At 67.6% G+C, this 18183-nt stretch carries 20 protein-coding genes; 12 read left to right on the top strand and 8 right to left on the bottom strand.

What is annotated here, in order from left to right; genetic code table 11:
• Window positions 1-55: 55 nt before the first annotated feature.
• Genes FOC67_RS23320 through FOC67_RS23305 form a run of 4 tightly spaced genes read left to right on the top strand, consistent with a single transcriptional unit; the run spans window position 56 to window position 2880 of the window.
• Entirely contained in the window at window positions 56-757 is a 702-nt protein-coding gene (locus FOC67_RS23320; RefSeq protein ID WP_009315131.1) for an MOSC domain-containing protein, read from the top strand.
• Window positions 754-990 carry a hypothetical protein gene (locus FOC67_RS23315; RefSeq protein WP_003101561.1) on the top strand — a complete coding sequence of 79 codons (237 nt, stop codon included), beginning with the start codon at window positions 754-756 and terminating at the stop codon, window positions 988-990. The genes FOC67_RS23320 and FOC67_RS23315 overlap by 4 nt, the downstream gene beginning before the upstream one ends.
• On the top strand, window positions 983-2164 hold the full coding sequence (locus FOC67_RS23310) for an aspartate aminotransferase family protein (RefSeq protein WP_009315133.1): 1182 nt from the start codon (window positions 983-985) through the stop codon (window positions 2162-2164). Before FOC67_RS23315 ends, FOC67_RS23310 begins: the two co-directional genes overlap by 8 nt.
• On the top strand, window positions 2164-2880 hold the full coding sequence (locus FOC67_RS23305; RefSeq protein WP_003084901.1) for a type 1 glutamine amidotransferase: 717 nt from the start codon (window positions 2164-2166) through the stop codon (window positions 2878-2880). The genes FOC67_RS23310 and FOC67_RS23305 overlap by 1 nt, the downstream gene beginning before the upstream one ends.
• A gap of 74 nt (window positions 2881-2954) precedes the next feature.
• Here FOC67_RS23305 and FOC67_RS23300 read toward each other — a convergent pair whose 3' ends face one another.
• On the bottom strand, window positions 2955-3218 hold the full coding sequence (locus FOC67_RS23300) for a hypothetical protein (protein ID WP_003084903.1): 264 nt from the start codon (window positions 3216-3218) through the stop codon (window positions 2955-2957).
• A gap of 285 nt (window positions 3219-3503) precedes the next feature.
• Between FOC67_RS23300 and FOC67_RS23295 the strand changes: the two genes are divergently transcribed.
• From FOC67_RS23295 to FOC67_RS23285, 3 genes are all read left to right on the top strand, one after another.
• Window positions 3504-4994 carry a helix-turn-helix transcriptional regulator gene (locus FOC67_RS23295; RefSeq protein WP_009315135.1) on the top strand — a complete coding sequence of 497 codons (1491 nt, stop codon included), beginning with the start codon at window positions 3504-3506 and terminating at the stop codon, window positions 4992-4994.
• A gap of 335 nt (window positions 4995-5329) precedes the next feature.
• Complete coding sequence (locus FOC67_RS23290) at window positions 5330-6619, top strand: FAD-binding oxidoreductase (RefSeq protein WP_003084910.1); 1290 nt, start codon at window positions 5330-5332, stop codon at window positions 6617-6619.
• Between the two features lie 17 nt (window positions 6620-6636).
• Window positions 6637-7191: a helix-turn-helix domain-containing protein gene (locus tag FOC67_RS23285; protein ID WP_003084911.1), complete on the top strand. Its 555-nt coding sequence runs from the start codon at window positions 6637-6639 to the stop codon at window positions 7189-7191.
• 110 nt (window positions 7192-7301) lie between these two features.
• Here FOC67_RS23285 and FOC67_RS23280 read toward each other — a convergent pair whose 3' ends face one another.
• The 3 genes from FOC67_RS23280 to FOC67_RS23270 form a co-directional block, all read right to left on the bottom strand.
• Window positions 7302-8327 (bottom strand): YgcG family protein, encoded by a 1026-nt coding sequence (locus tag FOC67_RS23280; RefSeq protein ID WP_009315137.1) that lies wholly within the window; start codon window positions 8325-8327, stop codon window positions 7302-7304.
• A gap of 3 nt (window positions 8328-8330) precedes the next feature.
• Window positions 8331-8939 (bottom strand): LemA family protein, encoded by a 609-nt coding sequence (locus FOC67_RS23275; protein WP_003084923.1) that lies wholly within the window; start codon window positions 8937-8939, stop codon window positions 8331-8333.
• An 87-nt stretch (window positions 8940-9026) separates the two neighbouring features.
• Complete coding sequence (locus FOC67_RS23270; protein ID WP_003101580.1) at window positions 9027-9536, bottom strand: disulfide bond formation protein B; 510 nt, start codon at window positions 9534-9536, stop codon at window positions 9027-9029.
• Window positions 9537-9763: 227 nt separating this feature from the next.
• On the opposite strand from FOC67_RS23270, the gene FOC67_RS23265 reads away from it, so the two are divergent.
• The 3 genes from FOC67_RS23265 (at window position 9764) to FOC67_RS23255 (ending at window position 11621) form a co-directional block, all read left to right on the top strand.
• Window positions 9764-10594 (top strand): DMT family transporter, encoded by an 831-nt coding sequence (locus FOC67_RS23265; protein ID WP_003084928.1) that lies wholly within the window; start codon window positions 9764-9766, stop codon window positions 10592-10594.
• A 69-nt stretch (window positions 10595-10663) separates the two neighbouring features.
• Window positions 10664-11050 carry an MAPEG family protein gene (locus tag FOC67_RS23260; protein WP_003101585.1) on the top strand — a complete coding sequence of 129 codons (387 nt, stop codon included), beginning with the start codon at window positions 10664-10666 and terminating at the stop codon, window positions 11048-11050.
• A 112-nt stretch (window positions 11051-11162) separates the two neighbouring features.
• On the top strand, window positions 11163-11621 hold the full coding sequence (locus FOC67_RS23255; RefSeq protein ID WP_009315143.1) for a cytochrome c: 459 nt from the start codon (window positions 11163-11165) through the stop codon (window positions 11619-11621).
• 191 nt (window positions 11622-11812) lie between these two features.
• Here the strand turns inward: FOC67_RS23255 and FOC67_RS23250 are convergent, their stop codons facing one another.
• Complete coding sequence (locus FOC67_RS23250; protein ID WP_003084937.1) at window positions 11813-12232, bottom strand: DUF1090 domain-containing protein; 420 nt, start codon at window positions 12230-12232, stop codon at window positions 11813-11815.
• 249 nt (window positions 12233-12481) lie between these two features.
• On the opposite strand from FOC67_RS23250, the gene FOC67_RS23245 reads away from it, so the two are divergent.
• Window positions 12482-13450 carry a PHB depolymerase family esterase gene (locus FOC67_RS23245; RefSeq protein WP_009315145.1) on the top strand — a complete coding sequence of 323 codons (969 nt, stop codon included), beginning with the start codon at window positions 12482-12484 and terminating at the stop codon, window positions 13448-13450.
• A gap of 3 nt (window positions 13451-13453) precedes the next feature.
• Here FOC67_RS23245 and FOC67_RS23240 read toward each other — a convergent pair whose 3' ends face one another.
• The gene (locus tag FOC67_RS23240; RefSeq protein WP_009315147.1) at window positions 13454-14197 is read right to left on the bottom strand and encodes a metallophosphoesterase family protein; all 744 of its coding nucleotides are present in this window, start codon (window positions 14195-14197) and stop codon (window positions 13454-13456) included.
• Between the two features lie 204 nt (window positions 14198-14401).
• Between FOC67_RS23240 and FOC67_RS23235 the strand changes: the two genes are divergently transcribed.
• Window positions 14402-15706 carry a ferric reductase-like transmembrane domain-containing protein gene (locus FOC67_RS23235; protein ID WP_009315149.1) on the top strand — a complete coding sequence of 435 codons (1305 nt, stop codon included), beginning with the start codon at window positions 14402-14404 and terminating at the stop codon, window positions 15704-15706.
• Between the two features lie 56 nt (window positions 15707-15762).
• Here FOC67_RS23235 and metK read toward each other — a convergent pair whose 3' ends face one another.
• Both metK and FOC67_RS23225 read right to left on the bottom strand, forming a co-directional pair.
• Complete coding sequence (gene metK / locus FOC67_RS23230) at window positions 15763-16953, bottom strand: methionine adenosyltransferase (RefSeq protein WP_003084948.1); 1191 nt, start codon at window positions 16951-16953, stop codon at window positions 15763-15765.
• 15 nt (window positions 16954-16968) lie between these two features.
• A complete protein-coding gene (locus tag FOC67_RS23225) occupies window positions 16969-17970 on the bottom strand; it encodes a metalloregulator ArsR/SmtB family transcription factor (RefSeq protein ID WP_003113231.1) in 1002 nt (333 codons plus the stop codon).
• Window positions 17971-18183 lie beyond the last annotated feature (213 nt).

Below are 18183 nucleotides of genomic sequence, written 5' to 3'. Positions count from 1 at the left end.
CCGCGTGAGGCACTAGTCTAGCTGCATTGGCGGTACATCGGGTGGTCGCGGAGCAATGGAGCAGATAGTCGTAAACGGTGTTTTCATAGGTAAAGTCGAAGAAACCTGGGGCGGATTGGTCAGCGCGATCGACAAGCTGCCGGTCGAGCAGGAGTTCTGGCTGGGCCACGATGGCCTGCCCGGCGACGAACAGGCCGACATCCGCCACCACGGCGGCCTCGAGCGCGCTCTCCATCACTATCCCGCCGAGCACTACCGCTACTGGCGCAAGCGCCACCCGCTGAACCGCTGGCAACTGCCGGCGTTCGGCGAGAACATCTCGACCTACGGCATCACCGAAGCCGAGGTCTGCATCGGCGACCAGTTCCATTGGGGCGATGCCCTGCTGGAAGTCAGCCAGCCGCGTTCGCCCTGCTATCGCCAGGGCCAGCGCTGGAATCTTCCCGAGCTGCCCGACGAATTGCAGAGCGGCGGCCGCTGCGGCTGGTTCTATCGGGTCCTGCGCAGCGGCATGGTGACTCCCGGGGACGAGCTGAAGCTGGTCCAGCGGCATTACCCCGAACTGACCGTCGCCCGCCTGTTGCAGTGGTATTTCGGCGATCCCCTGGAGCCTCTCGGGTTGCGCCAGATGATGGCCTGCGACGCGCTATCCCAGCGTTGGCGCAAGACAGCGGCGAAACGCCTGTCCAGCGGCGTGGTGGAAGACTGGGGGCCGCGCCTGCACGGGCCGTCGGATTACCGGGAGCATGCCTCTTGAGCGACTACCTGATCACCTTGAGCCAGTCCGGCCGGCTGTTGGCCAGCATGACGGTGAGCGCCGCGCGCTTTGCCGAGGTGCGCGAGCTGATGCGCCAGCGCTTCCCCGCCGGCGACGGCTTCGAACTGCGCATCGAAACGCGCCGGGAAAGCCGCCGGCTGCTGGAACAGGGGCCGCAGGGCGTGCGCTTGCTGGCGGTGGAGTACATGACCGAGGAACTGAAAGATGGCTGATGCGCTGGATAGCCTGCGCCTGATGCGCACCCAGGAACGGCCCGAACAGGTGTTCGTCCGTGGCCAGGGCTCGTGGCTGTGGGACAGCGACGGACGCGCCTTCCTCGACTTCGCCCAGGGCCTGGCGGTGAACTGCCTCGGCCACAGTCCCAGCGTGCTGGTCCAGGCCCTGGCCCGGCAGGCGCGGGAGCTGGTCAGCGCCGGCCCCGGCCTGCTCAACCGGCCGGTGCTGGCATTGGCGCAGCGCCTGTGCCTGGCGACCGGCAGCGACCAGGCCTACTTCCTCACCAGCGGCGCCGAGGCCAACGAAGCGGCCATCGCCCTGGCGCGCAAGTGGGGCCGCCTGCATCGCGGCGGCGCGCAACGGATCGTCAGCACCGTCAACAGCATCCATGGACGCACCCCGGGCACCCTGACGGCTTGTGGCAAGCCGGCGCAGCATGGCCTGGAGGGCTTCGCCAGGGTGCCGTTCAACGACCTCGACGCCATGGCCGCGGCCATCGACGAAGAGACGGTGGCGGTGATGCTGGAGCCGGTGCAGGGCGATGCCGGGGTGATCCCGGCGACCCTCGACTACCTGCGTGGCATCGAGCGGCTGTGCCGGCAGCGTGGCGTCCTGTTGATCCTCGACGAGGTGCAGACCGGCATCGGCCGCTGCGGCGCGCTGCTGGCGGAGGAACTGTACGGGGTACGCGCCGACATCGTTACCCTCGGCAAGGGCCTCGGCGCCGGGGTGCCGCTGTCGGCGCTGCTGGCGCGTGGCAACGCCTGTTGCTTCGAACCGGGCGACCAGCTTGGCACCCACCATGGCAACGCGTTGATGACCGCTGCTGGGCTGGCGGTACTGAATACCGTGCTGGAGCCGGGTTTCCTGGAGCAGGTGCGCGAGCAGGGCACTCACCTGCGCGATGGCCTGGCCCGTGTCGCGCGTCGCTATGGGCATGGTCCGCTGCGCGGCCAGGGACTGTTCTGGGGGCTGCCGCTGATCGGCCAGCGCGCGCCGGCGGTGGTTCGCGCGGCGTTCGGCGAAGGCCTGCTGATCAACGCGCCGCAGCCGCATTGCCTGCGTTTTTCCCCGGCGCTGACGGTGAGCCGGGCCAACGTCGACGAAATGCTGCGGCGACTGGAGCGGGCCCTGGCCCGGGTCGCCAACCGACACGAGGAGGTGGCCTGATGCGCGCCCTGGTATTGCAACACGTTCCCTTCGAAGGCAGCGCGCGGATCGGCGACTGGATCGGCCGCCACTGCGAGCACGAGCACGTCTGCTACCTCTACGCCGACGCCCACCTGCCTGCGCTGGACAGCTTCGACCTGCTGGTGGTGATGGGCGGGCCGATGAGCGTCCACGACGAAGCGCAATATCCCTGGCTGGTGGCGGAGAAGCGTTTGATCCGCGCGGCGCTGGATGCCGGCAAGAAGGTCCTTGGCATCTGCCTCGGCGCGCAGCTGCTGGCCCAGGCGCTGGGGGCTGCGGTACGCCCGGGACGCCAGGCGGAGATCGGCTGGTGGCCGCTGCACAGGTACAGCCAGGCGCTGGGCTCGCCGCTGGGCGAGCGCCTGCCGGAACGGCTGATGGCGTTCCACTGGCACGGCGAGACCTTCGACCTGCCAGCCGGCAGCGTGCCGCTCTATGGTTCGGCTGCCTGCGCCAACCAGGGCTTCATCTGGAACGAGCAGGCTATCGGCCTGCAATGTCACCTGGAAAGCACCGCGGAGAGCATCGAGGCGCTGCTCGATGCCTGCCCGCAGGACCTGCAACGGGAAGGGGCGGTGCAGAGCGCCGGGAGGATCCGCCAGGGTGTCGCGCATTGCCGCGAGGTGGCGCCGGTGCTGTTCCTGTTGCTCGATTACCTGGCGCATCGGCCGGCGGAGATCGCACGCCGGGCCTGATCGCCAGAAAGATTCCTCTGTCCTCGCATGCGCCTCCGGACGTCGTTTTGGTCCTGTGGGGCGCTTTTTTTATTCTAGGCTGCGTGCTTTCCCAACCAGGGCTCCAGTAGTGCCAGGTCGCGACGCAGGCTTTCGGCGAACAGGTGCAGGCGGGTGGGGTTGTCCAGCTCGCCGGGCTGGATGCCGACGAAGGTGAAGGTTTCGTCGTGCTCTCGGGCGGCGACATTGATACTGACGGTGCCGTCGTAGTGCATCCGGCACTGGCAGTCGTAGCCTTCCAGCGCCTGGTTCAGGCTGCGCTGGATCTCGCCGAGATCGGGGTGCTTGTTCTTGCTCATCGCATCGCTCATGCAAGGGGATGGGGCTTTCTTCTCGTGCAGGGCGAGTCGGGTGGATGCGTCGACGACCTCGGGACCGAGGGGCGGCGTAGCCTCCCGGCCGGCGCGGCGTCTGGGCTTCCCGCCCGGACATTGCTTCCTGTATCGCCAGGGTAGGGGTGCCTCCGCTATCGTTTCGCGATGCAAATGCACTAGCACCGCTAGTGCAATCGTCACGCGTGCGCGGTCAGGGCGGGCGGGCATCCTTGCTGCCCCCGGAAAATCGCTCCATCCAAGAGGAACAGCATGAACGACCAGGTACTGCGTACCCAGACCGACCGCCGCCAGTTGCAGCAGATCATCGCCGGTCTTACCGAAGGGGTGATCCTGATCGAGCCGGACCAGCGCATCCTCTGGGCCAACGAGGCGGCCCTGGCGATGCACGGCGTCGATTCGCTGGAAGGCCTGGGCGCCGATACCGGCGAGTATCGCGAGCGCTTTCGCCTGCGCTACCGCAACAATCATCCGCTGCAGGAGGGCCAGTACCCGGCCGAGCGCCTGGTGGCTGGCGAGTGCTTCAGCGACGTGGTGGTGGAAGTGTTTCCCGCCGCCGACGAGGACACCCACTGGGTGCACCGCGTGCGCGGGTTGGTGCTGACCACCCCCGAGGACAAGCCCGACTGCCTGGTGCTGATCCTCCACGACGCCACCGAGTGGGCCAGCGCCGAGCAGCGCTTCGAGAAGACCTTCAATGCCAACCCGGCGCCGGCGGTGATCTGCCGGCTCAGCGACTACCGCTACGTGAAGGTCAATGTCGGTTTCCTGGAAATGACCGGCTATGCCCGCGACCAGGTGATCGGCCGTTCGGTGTACGAGCTGGACGTACTCGACCAGGCCGAGCGCCGCGAACTGGCGGTGGAGCGCCTGGGCGCCGGCGAGACCATCCCGCAGATGGAGGCGAGCCTGCGGGTGGCGGAGGGCGGACGCAAGTGCGTGGTGGTCGCCGGGCAACCGATAGAGGTCGGCGAGGAGGCCTGCATGCTCTTCACCTTCACCGATCTCGAACCGCGGAAGAAGGCCGAGGAGGCCCTGCGCAAGAGCGAGGAGCGCTTCGCCAAGGCCTTCCGCATGGCACCGGTGCCGAGCCTGGTGCTGTACGGCGACGACCTGCAGGCGCTGGACATCAACCAGGCCTTCAGCGAAACCTTCGGCTACCAGGCCGAGGAACTGCTCGGCGAGTCCACCGTCGCCTGCGGGCTGTGGCAGGACGGCGGCGCCGAGCGCCTGGGCGAGCTGCTGGCGCAGAGCGGCAGCGTGCGCAACGTCCAGCTGCGCCTGCAGCACAAGGATCGCAACGGCCTGGACTGCCTGGTCTCGGCCGAGGCGGTGAGCCTCAACGAGCAGGACTGCGTGCTGGTGGCCTTGCTGGACATCAGCGACCGGCGGCGCACCGAAATGGAGCTGGTGCACGCCATCGAGACGGTGATGCAGGACGCTTCCTGGTTCAGCCGCACCCTGATCGAAAAGCTCGCCAACGTGCGCCGCGCCAACGCGCCGGGCACCGGCGCCGAACTGGCCGACCTGACTGCGCGCGAGCGCGAGGTGTTCGACCTCATCTGCCAGGGCCTGGCGGACAAGGAGATCGCCAAGGAACTGGGCCTGGCGCCGAACACCGTGCGCAACCACGTGGCGACCATCTACGCCAAGCTCGATGTCCACAGCCGTGGCGAGGCCATCGTCTGGGCACGCGAACGCGGATTCGCGCCGGAGCCGCGCAACGGCAACGGGCGCAAATAAACGAAGAGGGTACGAATGCACCAGGGCGGCTGGTGCATTCGTACCTGTCGCCCGCTCCCGTCGGCGCCGACACTGGCGCAGCACGCCCGGCATGCCCCCGCCCGTGGTCGTGCACCTTTTCTCTGCGGCGCGAGCCGCGCCGTCCGCACGTCTGCCCCTCGCCAGTTTCGCTCTGGCGGGGGGCTTCCCGCCTCCTTTCGAATATTTGCCCCTCTGCCTCTGCTGGTGCGCGACGGCATCCTGCCGGCCGTTTGCGAATGCTCGGGACTGGTGTCGTGAAATTTTAAGTGTTATTTTTCATGAAAAATAACCAATATAATTTCACGGAGGTCGCGATGTTCCTGCAATCCAACGAGCATGTCGGCACTTACTACGCCGCCGTCAATCCCGAACTGATCCAGCCGCGCCAGTCCCTGGAGGGCGACCTCGACTGCGAGGTGCTGGTGGTCGGCGCCGGTTTCAGCGGCTTGCACACGGCGCTGCGGCTGGTCGAAGGCGGACGCCAGGTATGCGTCATCGAAGCCAGCCGGATCGCCTGGGCGGCCTCCGGGCGCAACGGCGGGCAGGCGCTGCCCGGCTGGTCCAGCGACCTGCCGCCGCTGGAGGCCGACCTCGGCTACGAAGGCGCACGCCGTCTCTGGGACGGCATGCTCTGGGCGGCCGGCGAGATGCGCGAGTTGCCGCAGCGACATGGCTTCGACTGCGACTACCGGGTCGGCCACCTATGGACGGCGATCCTGCCGCGCCGGGTCGGCCTGCTCTACGACTGGCAGGCCGAGGCCAACCGTCGCTGGGGCTACGAGGGGCTACGCTTCGTGGCGAAGGACGAGTTGCCCGAATGGATCGCCAGCGAGCGCTACCTTGCCGGTCTCTACGATCCCCACGCCGCACACCTGAATCCGCTCAAGCTGGCGTTCGGCCTGGCCGCCGCCATCGAGCGCGCCGGCGGGCGTATCCACGAGCGGACCCGGGCCCTGAACTATCGCGAGGAGGGCGACGGCTACCGGGTCCGTACCGAGCACGGCGAGATCCGCTGCGCGGCGCTGGTGCTGGCCTGCAACGCCTACATCGACGGGCTGGACAGCGAGCTGTCGCAACGGATGCTGCCGGTGGGCACCTATCAGGTCGCCACTGAGCCGCTCGGCGAGGAACGGGCGAAGTCGTTGCTGCCGCGCAACTGCTGCGTGACTGACAACCAGTTCGTCCTCGACTACTTCCGCCTGACCCCGGACCACCGCCTGCTGTTCGGCGGCGGCTGCACCTACCTGGGCGGCATGCCCAGCGACATCCGCGCCGCCACCCGGCCCTATCTCGAACGGGTGTTCCCGCAGTTGCGCGGGGTGGCGCTGGAATACGCCTGGGGCGGGCATATCGACTGCAGCATGCGGCGCACCCCGGACATCGGCCGGCAGGGCAACCGCTACTGGCTGCAAGGCTACTCCGGCCACGGCGTGCTGCCGAGTCTGGCGGCGGCCAGGGCGGTCAGCGACGCGCTGCTCGGCGAGGACGAGACCCTGGCGCTCTACCAGCGTCTGCGCAATCCGAAGTTTCCCGGCGGCCAGCGCTTCGCCGCGCCGCTGGAAGCCCTGGGCAAAGCGTATTACCGTTTGCGCGACCTGTTCTGAGAGGGCCCGGAGCCGAGATGAGCGAAGTAGCCGACGACCTGGCGGAGATCGCCAGCCTGGTGCGCGAATTGCGCAAGCGCAAGGGCATCACCCTGCAGGCGCTGGCCGACGGCATTCGCCGTTCGGTGGGCTTCGTCTCCCAGGTCGAGCGCGGCCTGTCGCGGCCGGCGGTGGACGACCTGGTCGCCATCAGCCAGGTGCTCGGGGTGCCGGCGACCTACTTCTTCTGCTCGCCGAAGACCCAGGCCTCGCCCTGGGTGACCCGTCCGGGCGAGCGTCGGACCCTGGCCTACGCTCGTGGCGCCAGCGACAACCTGGTGTCGCCGCGTCTTGGCGGTGCCTTCTTCATGCTCGAAACCTGCCTTGAAGCGGGTGCCGACAGCGGCGAGCGCGACCTGCTGGACAGCTCGGAGCAGGGCGGCTACGTGCTCGAAGGCGAGCTGACCCTGTGGCTGGAGGACGAGGAGCTGCGCCTGCAGGCCGGCGACGGTTTCCAGATTCCCAGCCATATGCGCAGCCGCTATGCCAACCGCAGCCAGGCGCCGGTCAGGGTGCTCTGGGTATACGCCTGACGGGGCGCGTTACCCTGTCGTTTGCCGGATAGCGGCGAAGACTTCCGGCATCGGCGATAACCGTCGCCGACCGATGAAAAAAGCCCGAGGCACAGGCCTCGGGCTTTTCGTCACCAGCGTCCGGAGGCGCCGCCGCCGCCGCTGGAGCCGCCGCCACCGCGGAAGATGCCGCCACCGCCGCTGCCGCCTCCCCCACCGCCGCCGCGACTATTGAGGATGGCGCTGAGAATGGCCATCAGCACTTCGCCGGGAAGCAGGAACAGGGCGTAGATGAACAGGGTCGGGGCCAGTACGCCGAGACTGTCGTCCGCCGCGCGGTCGACGTTCTGCCACAGGCCCATGCTCAACAGCCAGGCCAGGCCGGCGACCGCCGCGCTGCAAAGCAGGAAGCGGCCGATGCTGCGCCGCCGCATCCACTGCAACGGCAGCAGGCGTCCGAGCAGGGCCACGGCGAGCAGGACCGCCACATAGACACCGAGGTAGACCGGATTGCCCCAGAGCTGTCCGCTCAGGCCGCTCTTCTTCTTCGGCTCCGGCGGGGCGCTGTCATACACCTCACCCTCGTCGACCGGTGCCGGCAGGGCCCGCGGCGGCGTGGCCTCGGGAACCGCCGGCAAGGCGTCGACGGGAGTGCTGGCGGTAGCGCTGTCCGGGTTCTTCTCGGCATCGATCAGTTGCACCAGGCTGTCCACGCCGGCCTGGATGCCGCCATAGAAATTGCCCTGGCGGAACTGCGGCGTGATCTGCTCGCTGATGATCCGCCCGGCCTGGACGTCGGTGATGGCCCCTTCCAGGCCGTAGCCGACCTCGATGCGCAGGGTGCGGTCGTTCTTCGCCACCAGCAGCAGGACGCCGTCGTCGACCTTCTTCTGGCCCAGCTTCCATTTCTCGAAGGTACGCACCGCGTACTCCTCGATGGAATCGTCGCCGGTGGTCGGGACCAGCAGCACCGCGAGCTGCGCGCCGCTCTTGGCTTCCAGGGCGGCGAGCTGTTGCTCCAGGTGCTGGCGCTGGTCGCCGGAAAGGGTCGCGGTGAGGTCGGTGACCCGCGCCGTCAGCGCGGGTATCGGTGGCACATCGGCCCAGGCGACCAGGCTGGCGAGCAGCAGCCCGGCGCCCAGTAGCAGCCGGCGCATGGCTTACTGCGCCGGTTGCGGGTTGCCGAAATCGACTTTCGGCGCGGTGGAGATGGCCGCTTCGTTTTCCACGCTGAAGTTCGCCTTGGGCTTGTAGCCGAACAGCTTGGCGGTGATCACGCCGGGGAACTGGCGCAGCAGCACGTTGTATTCCTGTACCGACTTGACGTAGCGGCCGCGAGCGACGGCGATGCGGTTCTCGGTGCCTTCCAGTTGGGTCAGCAGGTCCTTGAACAGGCCGTCGGCCTTCAGTTGCGGGTAGTTCTCGGTGACTACCAGCAGGCGCGAAAGCGCCGAGCTCAGTTCGCCCTGGGCCTTCTGGAAGCGCTGCACGGCCTGCTCGTCGTCCAGTTGGTCGGCGTTCAGCTGCACGCTGCCGACCTTGGCCCGGGCCTCGGTGACCTGGGTCAGGACCGACGCCTCATGGGAGGCATAGCCCTTCACCGTGCTGACCAGGTTGGGCACCAGGTCGGCGCGCCGCTGGTACTGGTTGAGCACTTCCGACCAGGCGGCTTTCACCTGTTCGTCACCGGCCTGCATGGCGTTGTAGCCGCAGCCGCTGAGCAGCAGGGCGAGGACGGGAAGGAGGGCATTTCTGAGGAATCGAGGCATGGTGGTACTCATCCGGGTTGAGAAAGCTCGATTGTAGACCAGCCAATGGCCAGCACGTTCCTTGTGCCGGCACGGATATCGGCGCTGTCAGGCGGTGCGGCGGCCGAATGCCAGCTTGGCCGCCAGGGCCAGCAGGCAGAACACGAACAGCGCCAGCGACCAGACCGCCATGGACTGGCCGAGCAGGGTCCAGACCACTTCGCCGCACAGTCCCTCGGGCTGGAAGACCTGCGGCAGCCAGGTATCCAGCGGTATCCATTCGGGGAAGCCCATGAACATCTTGCAACTGCCCATGCCCTGGGCAGCCAGTTTCTCTTCCGCGACCAGCGACCAGGCGTGGTAGATCCCGCCCAGGCTGGCGGCGAGCATGCCCAGCGCGGCGATGCCGCCGGCGATCCGTGAACGCGGGGCGAGGCTGCCGACGATCCCGGCGAGCACCAGGCCGAGCACGTCCAGGCGAATGAAGATGCACAGCGAGCAGGGCGCGAAGCCGCGCACGTGCTGGAGGTAGAGGACGAAAGCGAGGATCAGCAGGCCGCCGATGGCGACCGCGGGCCAGAACAAGCGGTTGTCGAGGGGCTTGAGGAGAGCGCTCAAGGCAGGGATTCCTGTGTCGTTGATAAGGGAGGCCGGGCCGGCACTGTGCGGCGCTGGCCGATGGTAGTCCATCAGGATTGCCCGAAGATTAAGCCGTTTGACGTAACGATGTCTGCTGCATGTTTCTCCGCTTTCGTAGGAGCTTTCAGGGAAAAACGCCGCAACGGGGTGAGCATCTGGAGGCTCCGCCGGGATAGACTATCTTGGTCTATACCAAAAGGACCATCATGCTAGCCACCAGCCTGGTGCTGTGCGCCGCCGTTCTCCACGCCACCTGGAACACCCTGGTCAAGTTCAGCAGCGACCGCTTGCTGGTCGTCGCCTGCATGGACGTGGTCGGCGTGCTCTGCGCCATCCTGCTGTTGCCCTTCGTCAGCCTGCCGCCGGCCGAAGTCTGGCCCTGGCTGCTCGGCGCCACCGTCCTGCAACTGCTCTACCGGGTACTGCTGATCGAGGCCTACAAGGTCGGCGACCTGGGCCTGGTCTATCCGCTGATGCGCGGGCTGTCGCCGCTGGTGGTGCTGGGCCTGACCCTGGCGTTCGGCGGCGAGCAGCTCAGCGGCCGGCAGATCCTCGGCATCCTGTTGATCCCCTTCGGCATGCTTTGCCTGCTCTGGGGCGGCGGCGGTTCGCGCCTGCCCTGGCGGACCCTGCCGGTGGTGCTGCTGATCGGCCTGTGCATCGGCGGCTACACCTGGAGCGACGGCAACGCCCTGAAGCGCTGGCCGTTGGCGCTGGACTACCTGGTCTGGCTGACGCTGCTCTCCGGCCTGCCGTTCCCGCTGATCGCCGCCGGCGCGCGAACCCGCGCCTTCGCCCGCTTCTGGGCGCTGGAGTGGAAGCTCGGCCTGGCGGTCGGGGTCTGCGTGCTGGCCAGCTACGGCCTGGTGCTGTGGGCCATGCAGTTGGGGTCGATCGCCGAAGCGGCGGCGTTGCGCGAGACCAGCGTGCTGTTGGCGGTGCTGTTCGGCATGCGCTTCCTCAACGAGCCGTTCGGACTGCCGCGCCTGCTGGCGTGCGGCCTGGTGCTGGCCGGAATGCTGCTGATGAAACTCTGAAGGGGCTGTGCCTTTACAGAACGAGCGGCGCCAGCTTGAGTTGCAGTTCCACAACCACAAGGAACTGCCATGACCATCGCTTTCTGGTGCGTGCTGATCGCGATCTTCCTGCCTTACGTCTGTACCTCCATCGCCAAGTTCGGCGGGGAGGGCTACGGCGGTCGGGCCAACGCCGACCCGCGGGCGTTCCTCGGTTCGCTCGAAGGCTTTCGCCGGCGTGCCAACAACGCCCAGTTGAACGCTTTCGAAGTGACCCCGGCGTTCGCCGCGGCGGTGATCATCGCCCATCTGGTCGGCAACGCTTCGCAGGCGACCCTGGATAGCCTGGCCATTGCCTGGATCACCAGTCGCCTGCTCTACGTCATCTGCTACCTCGCCGATTGGGGGCCGTTGCGCTCGCTGGTCTGGTTCGTCGGCATGCTGCTCATCGCCGCGTTCTTCGTGGTTTCCGCCTGAGCAGCCCGCTGCGGCCTATGGCCGCAGTGCGGGCGCGCGGCTCTGGATCAATCGGCGGTGGCGGCGGATAATCCGCCGCTTCCGTGATCGACCCTGAAAAAAGAGCCTTGCCATGAAGCTGAAGTCCCTGCTCGTCGTGCTGCTGGCCGGCGTCGCCCTGAGCGGCTGTCACCGTATGGATCCCAATTCGCCCGAGGCCAAGCGCCAGGCGATCTTCAAGGAAATGCTACGGACCAGCGAGGACATGGGCGGGATGCTCCGCGGACGCCTGCCCTTCGACGCGGAGAAGTTCCGCGCCGGATCGGCGAAGTTGCACCAACTGGCCGACCAGCCCTGGCAGTACTTCCCCAGTCCCAAGGCCGGCGAGGAGGGCGAGGACACCCGCGCCAAGGACGAGGTCTGGCAGCGCCAGCAGGAGTTCAAGGCCGCCACCCAGGTCTTCATCGACGCGATGAACCGTCTCCAGGACAACACTCGCCAGGCCACGCTGACCCCGGATGGCGTGCGCAAGGACTTCGCCGCGGTGGAAGACGCCTGCGAAGCCTGCCACAAGAAATTCCGCGCGCTCTGAGGCCGGACCGGGCGTCATACGCCCTGCCTGGAAGGCGCGAGGGGTAGGGCGAATGAGCGCTGGCGCTCATCCGCCGTTGCGGCAGCGCTGGGCGGCACCTGGTGTCCCGCTGCGGCGCGGATGGCGGGTAACGCCATGGGCATCATACGCCTTGCGTGGGAGGCGCGAGGCGTAGGGCGGTACCTGGTGTCCTACTGTGCCTGGGCCTGTTCCAGGCCTTTCTTGGCCTCTTCCAGTTCGGCGCGGGCCTCGGCCAGCTTGGCCTTGCGTTTCTCGATCTTCTCCGGATCGCCCTTGCCCATGGCCTTGCGCAAATCCTTCTCGCGTTCGCTGACCTCGCGCTCGCTGTCGATCACCTTCTGCTTGTTCTCCCTCAGCAGGCCGGCTTCGGTGCAGTGTTCCTTGACCTCGGAGAGGGCCTTTTCCAAGCCGGCCACCTGGCCTTCGTTGGCGAACGAGCGGGCCGTTTCCAGCTTCGCCTCGATGGCGGCCTGCTTGGCGGCGCAACCGCTGAGCGGGGCGCCTTTGGTGGTGCCCGGCTGGGCGGCGGAGAGCGGCAGGGAGACGGCGAGCAGCAGCCCGGCCAGCGGCAGTGAAGGACGAATGGACATCGGTTGGCTCCTTGATCGAACGGCCGGTGCGGTTGCCGGACGACGGCTCGGCCGAGCGTCCTGGCAGGCGGATGAGGCAGGCGGCAGCCGGCGTGACAAAGGCGCAAGTGTGCCAGCAAACGGCACGGTTGTGGTTGTCCGGGAGCAAAGTACGCCGCCCCGGGGTCTCTGGAGAAAGGCCATGGTTCGGGCATTCCGGCGCAACCCGGCCTAACGTTGTCCGAAGACGCCGAGAACGGGAGAACCGCGATGCGTACGCTGATCCGCCTGGTTCGCACGCTTATCCTGCTGCTGGTCCTGGCGCTGCTCGCCGGCGCCTGGTGGTGGCTGCAGGACGAGGCCCTGCGCACCCCCGCGCTGGCCGGCCACAGCGAGGACTCGAGCCTGAAGGTCGCGGGCCTGCGCCGGCATTATCTGCTCTACGTGCCGCCGGGCGTGTCCGAGGGGGCGCCGTTGCTGGTGGTGCTGCACGGCTCACGGGGCGACGGCGCGCAGATGCGCCGCATCAGCGGCTACGGCTTCGACCGGCTGGCGGCGCAAGAAGGTTTCCTGGTGGCCTACCCGGACGGCTTTGAGGGCCACTGGAACGATTGCCGCAAGGCCGCCAGCTATTCGGCACGGCTGCGTGACGTCGATGACGTGGCTTTCCTCCGCGCGCTGGTGGCGCGGCTGGCCCAGGAATACCGCGTCGATCCGCAGCGGGTATATGTCGCCGGCTACTCCAATGGCGGCCAGATGGCTTTCCGCCTGGCCGCCGAAGCGCCGGGGTTGCCGGCGGCGATCGCAACGGTGGCGGCGAGCCTGCCGACCACGGAGAACGATGCCTGTCGTCCGGTCGAGCGGCCGACCGCGGCGTTGCTGATCAACGGCACGCGCGATCCGATCAATCCCTATCTCGGCGGCAAGGTCAGCCTGTTCGGCTTCGGCGACCGGGGCGCGGTACGCTCGACCCTGGACTCGGCACGCTGGTGGGCCGGCCTGAACGGCATCGCCGCGCCGCCGGACGTGGCGCCGCTGACCCGTCCCGGCCCGGTCTGGACCGAGCGCCAGCGCTGGCAGGAAGACGGCCATCCGCCGGTGGAGCTGCTCAGCGTGCATGGCGGCGGCCACGTGCTGGCGCAGCCGGACTATCGCTTCCCGCGGATTCTCGGCAAGAGCGACCCGGAACTGGACGCGCCAGTGGAAATCTGGCGCTTCTTCAGCCAGTTGCCGCGCTGAGGCTCAGACCTCGAAGACGAATTCCGGACGGAACCCGCCTCTCTCGTGGGGATAGCCGCCCGGATTGGCCAGCACCCGTGCCCGGCCGATGCGGTAGTCGAGGGCATCGTGGACGTGACCGTGCAGCCAGTAGTCGGCCTGCGCCACCAGTTCGTCGAGGTTGGAAGCGAAGGCTGGCGAGAGCGGGTTGCCGACGAACTGCGGCGGGATCGACAGCGCACTGGGCGCGTGGTGGCTGACCACCAGCGTCGGGCCGTCGTGGGGCCGCGCCAGCTGTTCGGCGAGCCAGTCGCGCGAGGCTCGGTGCAGGGCGATGCTCTGCTCGGGGGTGAAGTCGCCGCCGAACCAGTCGATGCAGCTGAAGTCCGGCATCGATTGCAGGGCCAGCTCATGGGCGGGCGCATAGCCGTCCGCGCCATAGAGCTGGAAGTCGGTCCACAGGGTGGCGCCGAGGAAGCGCGCCGGGCCGATCCGCGCTTCGTCGTTTTCCAGGAAGTGGATCTCCAGCGCCCGGGCGATATTGCGCATCGCCTGGGTCAGGTCGGTCATTTCCGAGGAGTAGAACTCATGGTTGCCGGCGACGTAGACGATCTCGCTGTCGTCGAAGGTCTCGCGGGCCCAGTGCAGGCCTTCCAGGTGGCTGTGGATATCGCCGGCCAGCACCACCACGTCGGCCTCGACCTCTGGCAGTTGGCGTCGCCCGTCGAAATGTTCGTGGTGGAGGTCGGACAGCAGGCGGATCTTCATGGCACGGCTCGGCGGTAGGCGCGGCGGACCAGCATAGCTCCACCCACCCCGGGGTTGAAGGCCGACAACGATTGACGCAGGTCATGGCTGTGCGGGAAAACCTCGCTGGCCTCGCTAATTCCCCCATGAAGTTAAGGGACAATTAAGACTGGACGCGCAGGGTTCATTCCAGCGATTCGCGCGTTCTGTCGGGGAGTGGTGCCAATGAAACTGTTATGGGGAGTTCTCGCCGCCGCGCTGGCGGCCTGGGGCCTGACGCTGGCCGTCGATCCGCTGGCGAGCCTGGACATCTGGGTGGTGCGCAAGCAGGCGATCCTGCTTACCGGGGTAGCGTCCTTCGCCCTGATGTCGTTGATCATGCTGCTGGCGGTGCGTCCGGTCTGGCTGGAGAAGCCGCTGGACGGGCTCGACCGCATGTACCGCCTGCACAAGTGGGCGGGCATCCTGGCCATCGTCCTCGGCCTGTTGCACTACCTGCTGGAGTTGGCCGGTCCCTGGCTGGCGGGTATCGTCGGCAAACCGGTGAAAGGCCCGCGGGTGGAAACCTTCCTCGACGTCTTCCGTGGCTCGGCCAAGGAGTTGGGTGAATGGTCGGCGTGGATTCTCGGCGGGATGCTGCTGATCACTCTCTGGCAGCGCTTCCCGTATCACCTCTGGCGCTATGTGCACAAGGCGTTGGCCCTGGTCTACCTGGTACTGGCCTTCCATTCCGTGGTGCTCGCCCCGGCCAGCTACTGGAGCCAGCCGGCCGGTTGGCTGGTGGCGGCCTGCGCTCTGCTCGGTTCGGCCTGCGCACTGTTGTCTCTGAGCGGGCGGATCGGTCGCGCGCGCCGCCATGCGGGCGTGGTCACCGCCGTCGAGCGGCGCGGCGAAAGCCTGCTCGAGGTGACCTGCCGGCTGCAGGGCGACTGGTCGCACAGGGCCGGGCAGTTCGCCTTTCTCACCTGCGACCGCCTGGAGGGTGCCCATCCGTTCACCATCGCCAGCGCCGACCGCGGCTGCGGCGAGGTGCGCTTCAGCATCAAGGCGTTGGGCGACTACACCCGGCGCCTGCAGGACAACCTGGAGGTCGGCGCCAGGGTCGAGGTGGAGGGGCCATACGGCTGCTTCGACTTCCGCCGTGGCCTGGCCGGGCGGCAGGTCTGGGTCGCCGCCGGGATCGGCGTGACGCCGTTCATCGCCTGGCTGGAGTCGCTGCAGGCCGCGCCGGAAAGCGCGCCATCGGTGGAGCTGCACTATTGCGTGCGCAATTCCCAGGAAGCGCTGTTCGCCGGGCGCTTGCGCGAGCTTTGCGAACACCTGCCCAGCGTGACCCTGCACATCCGCTATAGCGACGATCAGGGCAAGCCGCAGGCGGCGCAACTGGGCGTGCTGAAGAGCGCCGAAGGACGCTGGCCGAGCGTCTGGTTCTGCGGTCCGCAGGGGCTGGCCGACAGCCTGCGCCGCGATCTGCGCCGGCAGGGCATGCCGCTGCGGCTGTTCCACCAGGAAGCCTTCCGCATGCGCTGAGCCTGCCGGAAACGAAAAAGCCCCACCGAAGCGGGGCTTCTTCATCGCGCGGTCGCTCAGAGGCCGGCGGCGTCGCGCAGGAGAGCGGCCTTGTCGGTCTTCTCCCAGGTGAACGCGGTGAAGGTATCGCCGTCCACGGTCAGCTCGAACGGATGACGACCGAAGTGGCCGTAGGCCGCGGTCGGCTGGTACATCGGGTGGAGCAGGTCGAGCATCTTGGTGATCGCGTACGGGCGCAGGTCGAAGTGCTCGCGGACCAGTTGCACGATCTTCTCGTCGCTGACCTTGCCGGTGCCGAAGGTGTTGATCGAGATCGAGGTCGGCTGGGCCACGCCGATGGCGTAGGAAACCTGGATCTCGCAACGCTCGGCGAGGCCGGCGGCGACGATGTTCTTCGCCACGTAGCGGCCGGCGTAGGCGGCGGAGCGGTCGACCTTGGACGGGTCCTTGCCGGAGAACGCGCCGCCGCCGTGGCGGGCCATGCCGCCGTAGGAGTCGACGATGATCTTGCGTCCGGTCAGGCCGCAGTCGCCGACCGGGCCGCCGATCACGAAGTTGCCGGTCGGGTTGATGTGGAACTGGGTGTCCTTGTGCAGCAGCTCGGCCGGCAGCACCTGCTTGATGATCAGCTCCATCACGCCGTCGCGCAGGTCGTTATAGGAGACTTCCGGGTTGTGCTGGGTGGACAGCACCACCGCATCGATGCCGACCACCTTGCCGCCTTCGTAGCGGCAGGTCACCTGGGACTTGGCGTCCGGGCGCAGCCATGGCAGCAGGCCGGACTTGCGCGCCTCGGCCTGGCGCTCGACCAGGCGGTGGGAGAAGCAGATCGGCGCCGGCATCAGCACGTCGGTCTCGTTGCTGGCGTAGCCGAACATCAGGCCCTGGTCGCCGGCGCCCTGGTCTTCCGGCTTGGCCCGGTCGACGCCCTGGTTGATGTCCACCGACTGCTTGCCGATGATGTTCAGCACGCCGCAGGTGGCGCCATCGAAGCCGACGTCGGAGCTGTCGTAGCCGATGTCGATGATGACCTTGCGCACCAGCTCTTCCAGGTCGACCCAGGCGGAGGTGGTGACTTCACCGGCGATGATCGCCACGCCGGTCTTGACCAGGGTTTCGCATGCCACGCGAGCGTACTTGTCCTTGGCGATGATGGCGTCCAGCACCGCGTCGGAGATCTGGTCCGCGATCTTGTCCGGATGGCCTTCGGACACGGACTCGGAGGTGAAAACGGAATATTCGCTCATCAATCGGTTCCTACATTACCGGTGGGTGAGGCGGCTTTCGGATGCATCCCTGGCGAAGTGCCGGACCTGGATCTGGAAGCCATTGCGTAAACCAATGTAAAGACTCTCGCCGGGCGTGAGCCCTGCGGCGTCGGCCCACTGGGCCAGGTCCTCCTGTTCGAAACCCAACCAGAGGTCGCCGCAGGCCTCCCTGGCCCAGCCCTGGTTGTGCCGGCACAAGTCCGTCACCAGCAGGCTGCCGCCCGGATGGACCAGGCGGGCCAACTGTTTCAGCGCCTCCGCCGGCGCGGCGAAGTGGTGCAGGACCATGTTCAGCACCACGCAATCGGCCGGTTCGGCGGCATCCTGCAGGGCATCGGCCAATTCCAGGCGGACGTTGCCCAATCCTTCTTCCTTGCAGCGCTGGCGCGCCAGTTCCAGCATCGCCGCGCTGTTGTCCAGCGCCGTGACCTGGCGGAAACGCCTGGCGAGTTCCGGCAGGAACCCGCCGTCCCCCGGGCCGACCTCCAGCGCCGTGGCGCCGGGGGCGAAGGCCAGTGCGTCGAGCAAGGCCAACACGCTCTCACGGTATTGCGGCAGTCCTGCGATCAGGTCCTGCTGGGCCTGGAACTTGTCCGCCGCGCGGGCGAAGAAGTCCTGGCTGACCGCCGCGCGCTGGGCGTGCACGGCATCGATCCGCGCCCGCACGTCGTCGGGTAGCGCCCGTTCGTCCACTTCCTCCAGCAGCGCCGCGTGCAGCGCGCCGCCGGTGCGTTCGGCCAGGGGCAGCGAACGCCGGTAGAAGATCGCGTTGCCCTCGCGGCGCGTCGCCACCAGCCCGGCCTGGGCCAGCACCTTGAGGTGGTGGCTCATGCCCGACTGGCCGATGGCGAAGATCTGCGCCAGCTCCAGCACGCCGAACGAATCGTTGGCCAGGGCGCGCAACACGTTCAGTCGCAGCGAGTCGCCAGCCGCCTTGCACAGCGCGGCGAGCGGGTCGTAGTCGTCTGGTCGTATCGAAGGCACGCGAAGGCTCATGGAGGCGCAGTCTAGTACCGGGTCCGAACCCCGGCAATGCCTGTATCAAAAATTTTTGATATTGATGACGGGTGGCCGTCGCGCAATTGCAATCCGGCTGCGCCAGGCTTCTGGCAAAACCGGTCGGCAGCGACATACTGTCCCCCTGCCGATCTGTCATTGCCCCTTGGGCCTTCGGTGGGCGAAAATGGCGCCCTTTTTTTCACTCCTGGT

The sequence above is a fragment of the Pseudomonas sp. FDAARGOS_761 genome, assembly GCF_013343155.1.
GTDB classification, from domain to species: domain Bacteria; phylum Pseudomonadota; class Gammaproteobacteria; order Pseudomonadales; family Pseudomonadaceae; genus Pseudomonas; species Pseudomonas aeruginosa.
This window is presented reverse-complemented; position numbering and strand designations above follow the sequence as displayed.